Origin of the sequence: Curtobacterium sp. MCLR17_044 (genome assembly GCF_003234435.1) — a bacterium.
Classification (GTDB): domain Bacteria; phylum Actinomycetota; class Actinomycetes; order Actinomycetales; family Microbacteriaceae; genus Curtobacterium; species Curtobacterium flaccumfaciens.
Map to the genome: position 1 here is coordinate 1 of NZ_QKTC01000036.1, position 14453 is coordinate 14453.

17 protein-coding genes are annotated in these 14453 nt (G+C 71.2%); 6 read left to right on the top strand and 11 right to left on the bottom strand.

Features of this window, described 5'->3' with window-relative positions; translation table 11 throughout:
• Window positions 1-14 precede the first annotated feature (14 nt).
• Window positions 15-722 (bottom strand): phosphatase PAP2 family protein, encoded by a 708-nt coding sequence (locus DEJ04_RS17715; protein ID WP_071404807.1) that lies wholly within the window; start codon window positions 720-722, stop codon window positions 15-17.
• Between the two features lie 98 nt (window positions 723-820).
• Between DEJ04_RS17715 and poxB the strand changes: the two genes are divergently transcribed.
• Entirely contained in the window at window positions 821-2545 is a 1725-nt protein-coding gene (poxB, locus tag DEJ04_RS17720) for a ubiquinone-dependent pyruvate dehydrogenase (RefSeq protein WP_111047957.1), read from the top strand.
• A 66-nt stretch (window positions 2546-2611) separates the two neighbouring features.
• Here poxB and DEJ04_RS17725 read toward each other — a convergent pair whose 3' ends face one another.
• Window positions 2612-3295 carry an SDR family NAD(P)-dependent oxidoreductase gene (locus DEJ04_RS17725; protein WP_111047958.1) on the bottom strand — a complete coding sequence of 228 codons (684 nt, stop codon included), beginning with the start codon at window positions 3293-3295 and terminating at the stop codon, window positions 2612-2614.
• 101 nt (window positions 3296-3396) lie between these two features.
• Here DEJ04_RS17725 and DEJ04_RS17730 point away from each other — a divergent pair, with 101 nt between their 5' ends.
• Window positions 3397-4239 (top strand): helix-turn-helix transcriptional regulator, encoded by an 843-nt coding sequence (locus DEJ04_RS17730; RefSeq protein ID WP_111047959.1) that lies wholly within the window; start codon window positions 3397-3399, stop codon window positions 4237-4239.
• A gap of 45 nt (window positions 4240-4284) precedes the next feature.
• Here DEJ04_RS17730 and DEJ04_RS17735 read toward each other — a convergent pair whose 3' ends face one another.
• Complete coding sequence (locus tag DEJ04_RS17735; protein ID WP_111047960.1) at window positions 4285-5232, bottom strand: hypothetical protein; 948 nt, start codon at window positions 5230-5232, stop codon at window positions 4285-4287.
• A gap of 292 nt (window positions 5233-5524) precedes the next feature.
• On the opposite strand from DEJ04_RS17735, the gene DEJ04_RS17740 reads away from it, so the two are divergent.
• The 3 genes from DEJ04_RS17740 (at window position 5525) to DEJ04_RS17750 (ending at window position 8560) form a co-directional block, all read left to right on the top strand.
• A complete protein-coding gene (locus DEJ04_RS17740; RefSeq protein ID WP_111047961.1) occupies window positions 5525-7054 on the top strand; it encodes a putative Ig domain-containing protein in 1530 nt (509 codons plus the stop codon).
• Between the two features lie 187 nt (window positions 7055-7241).
• Window positions 7242-8039 (top strand): L-threonylcarbamoyladenylate synthase, encoded by a 798-nt coding sequence (locus tag DEJ04_RS17745; protein WP_111047962.1) that lies wholly within the window; start codon window positions 7242-7244, stop codon window positions 8037-8039.
• Window positions 8040-8059: 20 nt separating this feature from the next.
• The gene (locus DEJ04_RS17750) at window positions 8060-8560 is read left to right on the top strand and encodes a hypothetical protein (RefSeq protein WP_258371426.1); all 501 of its coding nucleotides are present in this window, start codon (window positions 8060-8062) and stop codon (window positions 8558-8560) included.
• 51 nt (window positions 8561-8611) lie between these two features.
• Here DEJ04_RS17750 and DEJ04_RS17755 read toward each other — a convergent pair whose 3' ends face one another.
• From DEJ04_RS17755 to DEJ04_RS17780, 6 genes are all read right to left on the bottom strand, one after another.
• On the bottom strand, window positions 8612-9031 hold the full coding sequence (locus DEJ04_RS17755; protein ID WP_111047963.1) for a RidA family protein: 420 nt from the start codon (window positions 9029-9031) through the stop codon (window positions 8612-8614).
• 42 nt (window positions 9032-9073) lie between these two features.
• Window positions 9074-9748, bottom strand: a complete 675-nt coding sequence (locus DEJ04_RS17760) for a hypothetical protein (protein ID WP_111047964.1) — start codon at window positions 9746-9748, stop codon at window positions 9074-9076.
• On the bottom strand, window positions 9745-9939 hold the full coding sequence (locus DEJ04_RS17765; protein WP_111047965.1) for a hypothetical protein: 195 nt from the start codon (window positions 9937-9939) through the stop codon (window positions 9745-9747). Before DEJ04_RS17765 ends, DEJ04_RS17760 begins: the two co-directional genes overlap by 4 nt.
• Window positions 9940-10146: 207 nt before the next feature.
• Window positions 10147-10446 carry a Dabb family protein gene (locus DEJ04_RS17770; protein WP_111047966.1) on the bottom strand — a complete coding sequence of 100 codons (300 nt, stop codon included), beginning with the start codon at window positions 10444-10446 and terminating at the stop codon, window positions 10147-10149.
• Between the two features lie 63 nt (window positions 10447-10509).
• Complete coding sequence (locus DEJ04_RS17775; protein ID WP_111047967.1) at window positions 10510-11397, bottom strand: SDR family oxidoreductase; 888 nt, start codon at window positions 11395-11397, stop codon at window positions 10510-10512.
• 145 nt (window positions 11398-11542) lie between these two features.
• Window positions 11543-12274: a trypsin-like serine protease gene (locus tag DEJ04_RS17780; RefSeq protein ID WP_084740785.1), complete on the bottom strand. Its 732-nt coding sequence runs from the start codon at window positions 12272-12274 to the stop codon at window positions 11543-11545.
• Window positions 12275-12462: 188 nt separating this feature from the next.
• Here DEJ04_RS17780 and DEJ04_RS17785 point away from each other — a divergent pair, with 188 nt between their 5' ends.
• Window positions 12463-13176: a GAF and ANTAR domain-containing protein gene (locus DEJ04_RS17785; RefSeq protein ID WP_111047968.1), complete on the top strand. Its 714-nt coding sequence runs from the start codon at window positions 12463-12465 to the stop codon at window positions 13174-13176.
• Here DEJ04_RS17785 and DEJ04_RS17790 read toward each other — a convergent pair.
• Together DEJ04_RS17790 and DEJ04_RS18575 are read right to left on the bottom strand one after the other, a co-directional pair.
• Window positions 13173-14177, bottom strand: coding sequence for a diacylglycerol kinase family protein (locus DEJ04_RS17790; protein ID WP_111047969.1), 1005 nt, complete (start codon window positions 14175-14177; stop codon window positions 13173-13175). The genes DEJ04_RS17785 and DEJ04_RS17790 overlap by 4 nt on opposite strands.
• Before the next feature lie 49 nt (window positions 14178-14226).
• A partial coding sequence (locus tag DEJ04_RS18575) for a hypothetical protein (RefSeq protein WP_220035585.1) occupies window positions 14227-14453 on the bottom strand: 227 nt, incomplete at its 5' end.

Below are 14453 nucleotides of genomic sequence, written 5' to 3' on the forward strand. Positions count from 1 at the left end.
CAACCAGCCCGGCCTCAGCCCCGCCCCGGCCGCAGGAACGGCACCCGCGGCATGAGCCAGTCGACCCACACCACCCGCACCCCCGGCGCCACGGCCAGTGCCCACAGGATCGAGGCAGCGGCGTCGGTCGGGTAGTGCACCGCGTCGATCGACACCGCGAAGAACACGATCACGATGGCCACGACCCCGAGCGTCAGGGCGAGCCGGTGCCACCGGGTCTCGCGGAGCAGCCAGATCAGGGCGATGACGAACGCCGTGATGTAGACCGTGTGCCCGCTCGGGTACCCGGGGTCGGGCTGCACGGGGAACGGGTGCGGCAGCACGGCCACGTCGGGCCGGGCGCGGTGCACGATCTCCTTCACGATCGCGGACGGCACCCACGTGATCGCGATGGTGCCGCCGAACGCCAGGGCCGGTCGCAGATCTCGCGTGCGCCACCAGATCACGGCGACGACGACGACCGTGATCCCGATCGCCGGTGCCGGACTGATCACGTGGTAGACCGCCGTGCTGAACGCCCCGATGAACCCGGTGTGCAGCGCGTTGAGGGCCTTGGACAGCCCGAGGTCCACGGTGCCGAGGGTGAACCCGACGATGGTGATGACGACGACCGCGATGACGGCGATCGCCACCGAGACGAGCGGGTACGGCGAGCGCTCGAGGATCCCGTACGCGGCGGGCTCCCGTCGGCGGGGACGGAGGAGCGGCGCGTCGTCGGTCATCCCGCCATCGTCGCAGTCCGACCCCGGCATCCCAGGGCGAGTGAGCCTCACAAAACTCCGAAAGCGTTCAGCGCGGCGGTCGGGAGTAGACAGGACGCATGCCAACCGTTGCCGAGAACATCGTCGCCACCCTCCGCGCCAACGACATCCACCGGGTCTACGGCCTGCCCGGGGACTCCCTGAACGGCTTCACCGACGCCCTGCGCAAGGACGGCACGATGCGGTGGGAGCACGTCCGGCACGAGGAAGCGGCCGCGTTCGCCGCCTCTGCCGAGGCCGCCCTGACCGGTGACCTGACCGTCTGCGCCGGCAGCTGCGGGCCCGGCAACCTGCACCTGATCAACGGCCTGTACGACGCGAACCGCTCGCGGGTACCGGTGCTGGCGATCGCCGCCCACATCCCCACGGCCGAGATCGGCTCCGGTTACTTCCAGGAGACGCACCCGCAGGAGCTGTTCCGCGAGTGCTCCGTCTACGTCGAGTACGTCGCCGACCCCGTCCAGATGCCCCGCCTGCTCGAGATCGCGATGCGCGAGGCGATCGAGAAGCGCGGCGTCGCCGTGCTCGTGATCCCGGGCGACGTGCTGCTCGCCGAGGCGAAGGACGACCGCGCCACCCGCATCGAGCGGGCCACCCCGCGCATCGTGCCGAGCGAGGCCGAGCTGCAGCGCACCGCCGACCTGCTGAACGGTGCCGACCGGATCACCATCCTGGCCGGAGCCGGCGTCGCGGACGCCCACGACGAGGTCGTCGCCCTGGCCGAGCGGCTGCAGGCCCCGATCGTGCACGCGCTGCGCGGCAAGGAGTACATCGAGTACGACAACCCGTACGACGTCGGCATGACGGGGCTGCTCGGCTTCGCCTCCGGGTACCGCGCGATGGAGGACGCCGACGTCGTGCTCATGCTCGGCACCGACTTCCCGTACCAGCAGTTCTTCCCGGCCAAGGCGAAGCACGTGCAGGTCGACATCCGCGGCTCGCAGCTCGGCCGCCGGCACCCCGTCGACATCGGGCTGGTCGGCACCGTCAAGGACACCGCCCTCGCCCTCATCCCGCTGCTGACCGGCTCGCACCCGACGAAGCACCTCGAGGACTCCCTGAAGCACTACCGGAAGACCCGCGAGAAGCTCGACGACCTGGCGGTCCCCGCCGGGAAGAAGAAGCCCCTGCACCCGCAGTACGTCGCCCGGGTCCTCGACCGGCTCGCCGCGGAGGACGCCGTCTTCATCCCCGACGTCGGCTCCCCCGTCGTCTGGGCCTCGCGCTACCTCACCATGAACGGCAAGCGCCGGCTGATCGGCTCGTTCGTGCACGGCACGATGGCGAACGCCGTCCCGCAGGCGATCGGTGCGCAGACCGCGTTCCCGGACCGGCAGGTGATCGCCCTGGCCGGTGACGGCGGGCTGACGATGCTCCTCGGTGAGCTCATCACGATCGTGCAGAACAAGCTGCCGGTGAAGATCGTCGTGTTCGACAACTCGTCGCTCAACTTCGTCGAGCTCGAGATGAAGGCCGCCGGCTTCGTGAACTACGGCACCGAGCTGCAGAACCCGGACTTCGCCGCCGTCGCCGAGGCGATCGGCATCAAGGGCTTCCACGTCGACGTGTCCGACGACTTCGAGGACGCGATGGCCGCCGCGCTCGCGCACGACGGTCCCGCGCTCGTGTCGGTCCGCGCGAACCGCCAGGAGCTCTCCATGCCCCCGGCGGTGACGCTCGAGCAGGCGAAGGGCTTCACGCTCTACGCCATCCGCACGGTGCTGTCGGGTCGCGGTGACGAGCTGCTGGACCTCGCGTCCACCAACGCGCGCCAGCTGCTGTAGACGCGAGCGGACGACGGCCTGGAGGCGCGGTGCCAGCTGGCACCGCGCCTCCAGGCCGCCTTTTCGTCACCACCCGAGCGTCTGGCCGTCCTCCAGGAACACGCCGGTGGGGCCCTCCGGGCCCGCGCTCGCGGCGGCCGCGATCGTCGCGGCGCTGACCTCGACGGGGCGACCGTGCGGGTTCGGCATGCCCCCGAACTCGGTGGCCGTGTAGCCGGGCTCGATCGCGACGAAGTGCACCTCGGGCACGACGCGCGCGTACTGCACCGTCAGCATCGAGACGGCGGCCTTGGACGCGCCGTAGACCACCGCCGGCACGGTGAACGCCGGCTTCGACGGGTCGTGGGTGGCGGTGAAGGAGCCGAGCGCACTCGACAGGTTCACCACGATCGGGTTCGCGGAGCGACGCAGGAGCGGCAGCGCGGCCTCGGTCGCGCGGATGGTGCCGACGGCGTTCGTGTCGAAGACCGCGAGCGCCTCGGGCCCGCTCTGCCCCCAGACGGCGATGCCGGCGTTGTTGACCAGTACGTCGAGTCCACCGTTCTCGTCGACGTGGGCGAAGGCCGCGGCGACCGAGTCGTCGTCGCGGACGTCGAGCTGGACGGAGCGAGCGCCGATCTCGGCGGCGACCGTGGTGCCCTGGTCGGCGTCACGTGCGCCGATCCAGACGGTGTGGCCCGCCTCGACGAGCTGGCGGGCGGTTTCCTTGCCGAGGCCGCGGGTGGCCCCGGTGATGAGTGTCGTTGTCATGGGTCCAGCGTCGTGCTCGGCGGCGACCGCAGGGAGTCGCCCGGTTGTCGTAGGACCGGCAGGGCCAGGACCCGGTCGACCGTCGCGCGCAGACTGGGGACATGGCGGACACGGACTTCGGGCACACCCTGCGGCGGCTGCGCGACCACGTCTCCCCCGAGGCGGCGGGCGTGGTCGTCGGGCCCCGTCGGCGTGCGTCCGGTCTGCGGCGCGAGGAGCTGGCCGGGCTGGCGGGGATCTCCGCCGACTACCTGACCCGGCTCGAGCAGGGGCGGGCGACCTCGCCGTCCGCCCAGGTCGTCGAGGCGCTCGCGCGGGCGCTGCGGGTCGCCGATGCCGACCGCGAGCTGCTCTACCGGCTCGCCGGGCACGCGGTCCCCGGTGCCGACGTGGTCCCGTCGCGAATCCCGCCGAGCGTGCAGCGACTGCTCGACCGGCTGGCGGACACCCCGGTCGCGGTCCTCGACGCCGCGGGGAACCTGCTCGTCGCCAACGCCCCGTACGACGCACTGATGGGGCCGATCGGCGCGCTGCGCGGGAACGACCGGAACACCGCGTGGCGGCACCTGGTCGGGTCCGGCAGCCGAGCCGTGCACACGCCCGAGGAGCAGGCGGCGTTCGAGGCGAACCTGGTGGCGGGGCTCCGGATGACCGCGGCGCGCTACCCGCTCGACCGCCAGCTGCGGCAGCTCGTGCGGGACCTTCGGGCGGCGGGCCCGCGGTTCGTCGAGCTGTGGGACTCGGGCGCGACCGCGCTCGGCGAGACCGCCCGCCGGAAGGTGATCGACCACCCGGACGTCGGGCTGATCACGCTCGACTGCGACACCCTGGTCGTCGGGCCGGAGGACCTGCGGATCCTGGCGTACACGGCCGAGCCCGGATCGGTGGACGCGGAGCGGCTGGCCCTGGCGATCGTGGTGGGGACGCAGTCGTTGGTGGAGTGAGGCGGGGGTTCGATTTCGGTGTGCCCCGACTCCGAAGCGGCCGGACTAGCGAGCGGGCCGCACAGGTCTCCGCGGTGGGAGCGCAAGCGAACCACGACTGTGGAGGACGAGCAGGACCAGCCCGAGGGCCACCGGGAGTGCCACCAACTCGACGGACCCGCTCCCGACGTCCATCGCGCGGACTTCGTTCACCGCGAGCGCCCCGACGTACGGGACGAGACTCAGGACGATCGTGAACGCTGTCCGCCACCACCGCATGATCGCGAGAACGACGGCGCTGATCTCGAGCACTGCCGTCCCGTACCAGGCGTAGAGGTTCCCGTCCCACAGGGACCGGCTGTACTGCCACTGTCCGGGATCGCTGACGCTGCAGTAGCTGAGGGCGCCGAGCAGGAACCACCCGACGGCTGCTGCCGCGGTGTGCTGGGAGCGGTGCGGGCGCCCGAGGACCGCGACGACCGCACACGCGCTGAGCAGGAGCAAAGTCGCCCGGTCGACACTCCAGACGCCCGGGTACCGGTTCAGGAGGTACGGCGACACGGTCCCGAGCAGCACGGACACCAGGAGGACAACGCGCCCGACGTTCCACCGGCCGCAGAGCGCAGTGACGAGGGCCATCACCCAGAGCGCCGCGAACACGAAGCCCGTGTCGCGGAAGGGTCCGACCTGCACCATCGATCCCGGAGCCGGGTTGCCGGTGATCCACGGCGCCCAACTCGAGAACAGGAACTCGGCGAGAGCAAGCCCGGTGCCGAGGGTCAGGGCCACCGTGCTCGCGGAGTTCCGCACGTCGGCCACCACGAGCCCGTCGAGCCGCAGGCCCACGCCGTGCTCAGCGATGGCCCGACGTTCCTGGCGGGTCGGACGCTCTCGGCCTTCGCCCTCGGCGACGTCGAGGAGTGTCCCGACGAGCGCGTCGGCGTTCGCGGACCGCCACGCAGCCGGGTACCAGGCGAGCAGTCGCCGGTACCGAGCTTCGAGTTCGGCACTCATGCTCCGGCAACCTTGCCGGAGATGCTCGACGTGCGCGGCAGACGGGCACGCACCGCGCGCAGCCTGACCTCGAGTCGCTCGGTCTCCAGCGCGAGCCGCTGTTCGCCCTGGGCGGTGAGGGCGAAGTAGCGCCGGAGACGCCCCCAACGCGATGCCGCTCCCCCACTTCGCGGGTGATGCCCGCCCTCGGGCTCAATGACGCTTCACAGGTTGGCTACGATCCGAGGGCGCCGGCTTCCGGCGATCGCACTCGTCCGGCCGTTGTCGGACGGCACACCCGAGGGGACAACCCGTGCCACACAGCACCGCAACACTCCGACGCGCATGCGCGATCGGCGCGACGATCGCCGTCATCGGCCTGAGCACCGGCTTCGGGGCGCTGTCTGCCTCGGCGGCAGAACTGCCGGAAGCAGCACCGGCGACCGCGTCAGCCGGCTCGGCCGCGGCCCCCACCGAGGACACCGCGCCCGGAACCGGCACGGACTTCGGCACCGGCACCGGCACCGGCACCGGCACCGATGAGGAGACCGCAGCAGCGTCGCCCGACGCGACGACTCCTGTCGCCCCGGTTCCGGATGCCGCCGAGGACACGGAGGTGCCCGCGGACGAGACCACCGCGCCCAGCAGCGCTCCGGCCGCCCCGGCGACGTCTGCTCCCGCCGTCGCCGACCCCACCGCGACCATCACCGGGGATGCGACCGTGGGCAGCATCCTCACCGCGACGGGGACGGGCTTCACCGGCACGCTCTCGTACGCGTGGACGGGTGACGGCACCACGCTCCCCGTCACGACCGAGTCCTACCTCGTCCTCCCTTCGGACGCCGGCAAGGTCATCGCCGTCACGATCACGGGCGACGACGACCAGACAGCAACGGCGTCGACCGCTGCGGTGACACAGGCCGCCTCGTTCCCCGAGGCGACCACCGAGGACGAGCCGGTCATGCTGTCCACGACGGCCGGGGAACGGTTCACCCACACGTTCGCCGCGGACGGGTTCCCGAAGCCGACGTACTCGGTGGAGTACTTCTCGCTCGACGACCCGTACGCCGACGAGACCGATCAAGACGAATCCGGTTACCTCCCCTACGGTCTGTCGCTCGACCACTCCACCGGGGTGCTGTCCGGCACCTCTGACTACTCGGGCACGTACGCCTTCCGCATCGTCGCGACCAGCGGCACGACGACCGCATCGCAGTACGTGAACCTCACGACGGACGCCTCGACACCGCTCGGCGTGCGGGTGACGGCCGAGGACAAGGACACGTTCCTCACCGCTCATTCCACGAGCTGGGTCATCGAGCGCGACGGCACCGTCTGGACCTTCCAGAACGAGACCACGCCCGAGCCCGACGGCGGTTACAGCACCTTGGGCGTGGGCTTCGAGGGTGGGCAGCCGACCATCGACCAGGGCGGCACGCTCCTGGTCGGCGGGAGCCTCGTCGACCGTTTCGGCAACGAGGTCGACGGCGCCGACGGCTACCCGGCACCGTTCACGGTGACGTCCGACCACACCTCAGACGTCATCGTCCCGAACACCGACCCATGGGCAGGTGCCGAAGTGACGTTCCCGCACGCGTCGACCCACGCCCTGACCGTGGCGTCGAGCAGCTTCGCGACGGCGTTCACGGTGGACGTCCGTCCGACCGCTTCGACGGTGGCGACCCCTGTCGCTCCGACGAGCGCGGTCTCCGCCGCCGTCCCGACCGGCCAGCTGGCCTACACCGGGAGCGACGCGATGCACCTGCTGCCGTGGGCTGCGGGACTCGCGCTGGCCGGCGTCGGCGTGATCGCCCTGCAGGCCCGTCGTCGGAAGCGATCCTGACCCGCCACCGATGAACGACCGAGGGGCCCAGCGCGTGCTGGGCCCCTCGGCCGTTCGCTGCGAGCCCGCCTGAACCCTTCGGAGAAGGCCCACAGGTCGGGTCCTTCGCCCTTGTCTGGCTCGGACGCCGTCCATAGGCTCCCGCTGTCAGACGATCGTCTGACTCCAGAACGGGACGAGGACGGGCATGAACGACGACACGCAGGTCAGCATGAACCGGGTGCACTGGGACGGTGGCGTGCCGCGCAGTGCGGTGGACGCGCTGCTGCACGACGGCGGGCTGGCGGTGGTCCCGACCAAGGTCGGCTACATCCTGATGACCTCGGACCGCGCGGGTCTGGAGCGCAAGTTCGACGCGAAGGAACGCAACCGCAACAAGCCGGGCGTCGTGCTCGTGAGCTCGCTCGAGATGCTCCGGAGCATCGCGCAGCTCACCCCCGAGATCGACGCCCTGTACCAGCGGTGCTGGGACGAGGACGTCCTGCTCGGGTGCATCCTGCCCTGGAGCGACGAGGGTCGAGCGGCACTGCCGGCGGACGGCTCCGACGAACTCATGATGGACACCCGCGGGACGTCCTGCTTCGTCATCAAGTTCGGCGTCCCCGGTGAGCTCGCCGCCCGCGAACTCTGGACCGAGCACGGCAAGTTCGCCTTCGCGAGCTCGGCCAACCCGTCGGGCACCGGCAACCGTGGCGTGGTCGACGGCATCGGCGAGCGCATCGCCGAGCGCGCCGACGTGATCGTCGAGGCGGACGACTACGTCGCGTCCATCCAGCCGGAGCAGAGTGCCGAGACCCGCTACGAGCAGGGCGTCATGGTGTCGATGGTCGACAGCGCCGGAGCCCTGATCCCGCTGCAGGACGGACGCCGATCGGTCGTCCCCGCACCGACGCTGATCCGCAAGGGGCTCGACGTCGACCGGATCATGGGGCTGCTCGCGGACACGTTCACGAGCTGGGACTACCGGCAGGGTGAGTACTACTGAGCCCGCACGAGAGGACTTCCGTGGGCCGGCAGCGCCTGTCGCGTGAGGACGCCTCGAGCCGCATCACCGCGTTCGTGTACGGCAACATCGTGATCCTCGGCACGATCGCACCCATGCTCCCGGACACCGCCGAGAGCGGTCGGGGGCTCTGGTACGTCCTCGCCACCGCGTTCTCGACCTTCCTCGCACACACCTTCGCCGAGTCGGTCGGACGACGTGCGCGGAGCGACCACCGCCTCACCGGGGAGACCGTCCGCGCCGAGCTGCGAGATTCGCTGCCCATCCTCACCTCCGGTCTCCTGCCGGCTGCCGTCCTCGCCTACGCCTGGCTGACCGGCACATCCGGGCTCGCGGCCGAGATCATCGCGATCGCGTACCTCGTGGTCCGGCTCGCGCTCCTCGGGCCCGTCGTGGCCAGACTCCGCGGGGAGAACCCGTCCCCGCGGACGTTCGTGGCCGGCCTCGTCCTCGCGCTCGTCGGTGTCGGCATCGCACTGGTCAAAGCAGGTCCGGGCTTCTGAGGCGAGCGTGCGCGAGGCGCGCGAGCGCGGGAACCTCGACACCTCGCGTCGTCACGTGGGCCGGCCGTCGGCGACGGCCGCGACGGCTTCGATCTCGACCAGCTGGTCGTCGTAGCCGAGCACCGTGACCCCGAGCAGGGTGCTCGGCACGTCGTGCGCGCCGAAGGCATCGCGCACCACCTGCCATGCGGCGACGAGGTCGGCCTGCCGTGAGGACGCCACGAGCACCCGGGTGCTCACGACGTCCTCGATGGACGCACCTGCGGCACGCAGCGCCTCCTTCATCGTCTCGATGCACCGGGCAGCCTGGCCCGCGTAGTCGCCGACCGCGACGGTCGACCCGTCCGCGGCGAGCGGGCAGGCCCCGGCGAGGAACACGAGCCGCGTCCCGGCCGGCACGGTGGATGCGTACGCGTACTGCGCCGCGTCGCTCAGGACGTCGGACCGGATGAGACGGACAGCGCTGGCCATACCGGTCATCCTGCCAGCAGCGACGTTCGACCCTCGGCGGCGTCAGGCGCAGTACTCGTACGGCAACATCGCGACCGACCCCACCCAGATAGCACCCACGGTGGTGCCGTCCGTCCCCAGCTGGAACGTCATGTAGCGCCCGTCGGCCTGCACGCTCCACATCGAGTACGGCCCCTGGTCCTCACCGTAGGTGCCGGTGTACTGCAGGTCCGGGTACGCGGAGCGCACCTCGGTCAGGGGCGCTCCGATGCCGATCCCGGCGTCGGTCTCGGGCGAGTTCGTCGTCACCGGGTCCGACCCCACCCCACCGATGGTCACCCCGGCGACCTTCCCGTCGCGGGGGATGACGATGAGCCCGGGGGCGTCGGATCGCTCCCAGAACGTCGTCTCCGGGCTGGCCGGGCACGCATCCGTACTCCGGGTGTAGGCGGCTGCCAGGTCGTCGATCTCGCCCTGCACCGGACCACCGAGGGCGATCGGTCCGACCTCCTCGGTCGAGATGGTCCACGTCGCGGGGTCCGACAGGCTGAAGGCCGTGTCCGTCTCGGTCGGGGTCGCAGTTGGGGTCGCAGTGTCGGGGTCAGCCGGCGCCTCCGGGGTCGCAGTTGCAGTCACGGTCCGGGTCGGCGTCGCGGCCGGTGAGCCGGAACAGGCGGTCAGCGCCATCGCTGCGATGAGCCCGAGGGTCACCCCCGCGGTCCGGGCGGTGCCGTTCACGCGGCCCCCGCCGTACTGCGCCGCTGCCGGTCAGGCGGGAGCTGGGGGCCGGGTTGCTGCACGGTCCTCCAGCTGCCGATCCGCGGGTCGAGCCGGACGGCGTCACCGCACTCGTCGCAGTGCGCCGCTCCCGCCTCGCCGAGCAGGATCTTCGCGCCGTCGTGGACGAACGGGTTCGGGTTGCCGGGCATCGTCTGTTTCCCTCCGTCGGCGGATGTCGAAGGGTCCCCGCCCGCAGGCGGGGACCCGACCGGCGCGCGCTCCGGAGAGCCGCAGCGCCAGCCGATGACCCCCGCGCCGTTGCGATGGCCGATCCACCGTACGTCGAGCCTCCACGAGGAACGGAACCCCTCGTCCGCCATCGCAACCAGAGCGTTACACAGCTTCCGACGCAGCGATCAGTCGGCGTCCTCGACGTCGAACACGACGACCCGCGCACTCGCCGCACCGATGAACTCGGCCACCGGCCGGTGCTCCGGGTGCGGCAGGTACCCGGAGAGCGCTGCCCGATCGCGGAACCGGACGACGAGCATCCAGTGGAACCCGCCCTCCAACCCCTCGGTGCTCACGCTCGTGCCGGCCTGCACCGACTCGACCCCCTCGACCCGCGGCAGGTGCTCGCGCGACAGGGCCGAGGCCTCGGACGACCGGTCCTCCCCGTCCCACTCGACCAGCACGGTGTGCGTCACTCCGGACACGTGGTCCCCTTCCTCGAACGCAAGAACGCGAAACCCAGAACCTCAGAACCCCAACAAGGCAGATCAGAACGCCGGCGTCCCGCCCGCGATCGTGATCGTCGACCCGGACTGGTAGCTCGACTCCGGGCTGACCAGGTGCACGTAGGCGGCACCGAGCTCGGCGGGCTGACCGGGACGGCCGAACGGCGAGCTCTCACCGAAGTGCGACACCGTCTCTGCGTCGTCGGAACCCGGCTGCAGCGGCGTCCACACCGGCCCCGGCGCGACGGAGTTCACACGGATGCCCTTCGGCGCGAGCTGCTGCGCGACGGCCTCGGTGAAGAGCTTGATCGCGCCCTTCGACACGGCGTAGTCGATCTTGTCCGGCGAGGGCGTGGACGCCTGGATCGAGCCGGTCGTCACGATGGTCGACCCGGGCTCGAGGTGTGGCACGGCGGCCTTGGTCAGCCAGAACAGCGAGTAGATGTTGGTCTTGAAGGTGGAGTCGAACATCGAGGTGTCGAGCGTGAGGATGTCCTCGTTGCTCTCCATGCGCCCCGCGACCATGACCAGGGTGTCGAGGCCGCCGAACTCTTCGACGCCCTTCTGCACCAGGTCCGTGCAGTACTGCTCGTCGGAGATGTCCCCGGGGAACAGCACGGCCCGACGACCCTCGGACTCGAGCAGGTCCCGGACCTGTTCCGCGTCCTCCTGCTCGTCCGGCAGGTACGAGAGCACCAGGTCCGCACCTTCGCGCGACAGGGCGATGGCGGCGGCACGGCCGATGCCGGAATCAGCACCGGTGACGATGCCGCGGTACCCCTTCAGCCGTCCGAGCCCGACGTAGCTCTCCTCGCCGTGGTCGGGCTTCGGGTCCATCTTCCACGCGGCGCCCGGCAGCGACTGCTCCTGCTTCGGGTACGGCGGTGCCGGGTAGAGGGTGTTCGGATCGCGCTTCTCGTACTGGCTCATGGCCCCACTGTCGTCGCAGCGCCCGCACGGGCGCTCAGCTGGTGGGTGACGGACGCCGAGCAGGCGACCCCGGTTCTGGAGACGGGCGGGGACGGACGGGAGGCGCGGTGCCAGCTGACACCGCGCCTCCAGTCCGTCAGGTGGTTCAGACGCCGGCCGTGGTCCGGATCCAGGACGAGGCCTGCGACAGCAGGGCGTAGTTCGAGCCGGCCTTGGTGTTCGCGCCGGGGTCGGCGCTGTCGCCGGTGGAGCAGACGGCGACGACCTTGCCGTTGACGAGCAGCGGGCCGCCCGAGTCGCCGTGGTTCGATGCGCCGGTCACGCCGGTGAGGTGCTGGGCACGACCGCTGAAGGCGTCGGTGCTCGCGCCGGTGAGCGAGACCGTGGCCTGGTACAGGCCGTCGGACTGGGTCGCGTTCGCACGCAGGCCGTAGCCCTGGATGGTGCCGGTGCCGCTCGACTTGGCGGTCGCGGTGAGGTCGAGGGGTGCGTAGGTGGACAGCGAGTAGGCGGTCCGCAGGTGCACGAGCGCGATGTCACCCGCCGGCGAGGCGCTGACGCGGTCGACGGCGACGGCCGTGCCGCGGTTGACGGTGGAGTTGGAGTGGTACACGTTCATCGCGCCGATGCCGTCGATGCAGTGCCGGGCGGTGAGGATCCACGAGGCGTTGAGCTGCTCGCCGGTGCAGTTGCTGACGTAGCCGGAGGGGATGCTGCCGCCGGAGGCTTCGAGCTGCACCGCCCACGAGGTGGTGGGGGCCTTCTCGCCGCCGACGACCTTGGTGCTGACGGGCAGCGCGGAGGCGGGCGAAGCGGCGAACACGCCGGCGGTGATGACGGCGACCGCGGCGAACGCGGCTGCGATGGACTTCTTCATGACGACTCCTCTGTCGGTGAAGCACCTGCCAGTTGCTCTGTGCAACTGATGCGTCATCCTGACCCCCTGTCCAGGGGTCGCACCAGTCCGCACTTCGACGGACGCGGCTGCTTGCGGACTCGAACGCCGTGATCCGGTACGCGAACTGGCTGAGCCGTGCGCCATCGGTCTGGTCGTAGCGTCGAAGCATGACGACCAGTGACGCGATCAACCTGCCGGATCGGTTGACTCCGGCCCTGGACCCTGACCTCGAGGTGCTCGACGCCATGGACCGTGTCATCGCGGCGTGCGTGGAGGGGACCTCGGCGACGGAGGCGGGGGTCGTGCTCGCGGACCGGTCCGGTGCGTTGCAGGTCATCGCCTCGACGAGCGAGCGCAGCAGTGAGGCCGAAGAAGCGCAGCTCGGGACGAACGAGGGGTCGTGTCTCGACTGCTACCGGACCGGCGAGACGATCGACGTGCCCGACGTGTCGACGCACGAGTCGGAGTGGCCGACGTTCGCGGCGACGATGCGCGAACGCGGGCTGCAGGGCACGTTCGCCGAGCCGATCCGTCTGCGGGACCGGACCATCGGCTCCCTGTGCGTCTTCGCCGACCACACCCGCGGGCACAGCGACCAGGACGTCGTGCTGCTCCAGCTGCTCGCCGACGCGGCTTCGGCTGCCCTGGTCCGACAGCGCGACCGCGGGGTGTCGACCACGATCGAGGAACAGGTCGAGGACGCGCTCGAGGCCCGGGAGCTCCTCGAACAGGCCAAGGGCGCACTCGCGTACCGACGGGGCATCCGGATGGACGAGGCGTTCCAGATCCTGCGACGTGCTGCTGCCGGTGCGGGCCGCGGGATCCGGGCCATGGCGGAGGACGTCGTGCACCGGGGCGCCGACCTCGGCAGCACCGGCTAGGCCCGTCGGGTCCGCGGCCCGTCCGGCTCCGTCCGCAGCACCAGGCCGTGGTGGTCGGTGGTGAGCGTCACCGCGACCACCTCGCCGAACGCGTCGCCGTCGAGCTGCACCAGCTCCGGGGTGTCGACGGTCAGCCGCAGCGTCCGTGCCCGGGTGTACCGGAGTGCGCGTGAGGTCGGCAACACGCGAGCGAGGAGTCGCCCGAACCGGGTGCGCGCGAAGAAGCGGTTGAGCGTCAGGGCGTACCCGACCTTGGTCCAGCCGAACCACCCGGCCGGCCGGAACGCCACGGCATCGAGGATGCCGTCGTCCGGTCGGGCCGCGGGGAGCAGCAGGATGCCCGCGGTCAGGGTGCCGCAGTTCCCGACGATGATCGTGTGGGCGCTCATGCTGCGGAGCGGGCCGTCGTCGATCCCGTAGTGCACGGGGATCTGCCGGTTGCCGATCACGGACCGGGCGATGGGATCCGAGTAGGCGACCCATCCGAACCGCTTCTTCACCCACGCGTTCGTGTCCGCGGCCATGCTCGCATCGAGCCCGATGCCGGTCATCACCAGGAACGCGTGCGACGTCGTGGTGCCCGCCGGGTCGGTCAGGTCAGCCAACCCGACGTCGATCGGGCGGTCCGTCCCGCTGAAGCCCGCTCGGACCGAGCGCACCAGGTCGCCGAGGGGCAGCCCGAGGTTCCGCGCGAACAGGTTGCCGGTGCCGCTGGGGAGGAGCGCCACCGGGATCCCGGTGCCGCGGAGTTCCGCGGCGACGACCCGGAGCGTGCCGTCGCCACCGGCGACGAGGACGACGCTCGGGTGGGCGTCGCGCGCGGCCCGGGCAGCAGCACGCCCGTCGTCTTGAGCGCTCGTCTCGAACCAGAGCGACTCGTCCCATCCGTGCGCGCGCTCCTCGGCGCCGAGCACCGCTCGGAGGCGGGCCTGGTCGATCTGGGTCGGGTTCACGACCACGGCGGCGCGCGGCGGGCCGGGTTCGTTCGGGGGCGTCGGCATGCGTTCGGTGCGGGGATTCCTGCTGGTGGTGCGCTTCGCCAGTGGCGGACTAGTTGGTCCGGCCGGCGTTGCGGGCCTTGTTGCCGCTGCGGCGGACGGCGCCGAAGACGATCGTGCCGAGCAGCAGGACGATGCCGATGATGCCGAGCCAGAGCAGGCCCTTCAGGGCGAAGCCGACGATGGACAGGACTGCCCAGAGGACGACGAGGACGATGACGGTCTTCACGGTGGTGGTTCCTTCGGCGGGGTGTGGTGCGTGCGGGGTGGGGTGGAACG

What these genes read in the sequence shown, in the direction of transcription:
- DEJ04_RS17775 (WP_111047967.1), bottom strand. Translation starts at nt 11,397, where the DNA reads ATGAGCCAGTACGAGAAGCGCGATCCGAACACCCTCTACCCGGCACCG.
- DEJ04_RS17765 (WP_111047965.1), bottom strand. Translation starts at nt 9,939, where the DNA reads ATGCCCGGCAACCCGAACCCGTTCGTCCACGACGGCGCGAAGATCCTG.
- DEJ04_RS17735 (WP_111047960.1), bottom strand. Translation starts at nt 5,232, where the DNA reads ATGAGTGCCGAACTCGAAGCTCGGTACCGGCGACTGCTCGCCTGGTAC.
- DEJ04_RS17730 (WP_111047959.1), top strand. Translation starts at nt 3,397, where the DNA reads ATGGCGGACACGGACTTCGGGCACACCCTGCGGCGGCTGCGCGACCAC.
- DEJ04_RS17790 (WP_111047969.1), bottom strand. Translation starts at nt 14,177, where the DNA reads ATGCCGACGCCCCCGAACGAACCCGGCCCGCCGCGCGCCGCCGTGGTC.
- DEJ04_RS17785 (WP_111047968.1), top strand. Translation starts at nt 12,463, where the DNA reads ATGACGACCAGTGACGCGATCAACCTGCCGGATCGGTTGACTCCGGCC.
- DEJ04_RS17755 (WP_111047963.1), bottom strand. Translation starts at nt 9,031, where the DNA reads ATGGCCAGCGCTGTCCGTCTCATCCGGTCCGACGTCCTGAGCGACGCG.
- DEJ04_RS17715 (WP_071404807.1), bottom strand. Translation starts at nt 722, where the DNA reads ATGACCGACGACGCGCCGCTCCTCCGTCCCCGCCGACGGGAGCCCGCC.
- DEJ04_RS17725 (WP_111047958.1), bottom strand. Translation starts at nt 3,295, where the DNA reads ATGACAACGACACTCATCACCGGGGCCACCCGCGGCCTCGGCAAGGAA.
- DEJ04_RS17745 (WP_111047962.1), top strand. Translation starts at nt 7,242, where the DNA reads ATGAACGACGACACGCAGGTCAGCATGAACCGGGTGCACTGGGACGGT.
- DEJ04_RS17780 (WP_084740785.1), bottom strand. Translation starts at nt 12,274, where the DNA reads ATGAAGAAGTCCATCGCAGCCGCGTTCGCCGCGGTCGCCGTCATCACC.
- poxB (WP_111047957.1), top strand. Translation starts at nt 821, where the DNA reads ATGCCAACCGTTGCCGAGAACATCGTCGCCACCCTCCGCGCCAACGAC.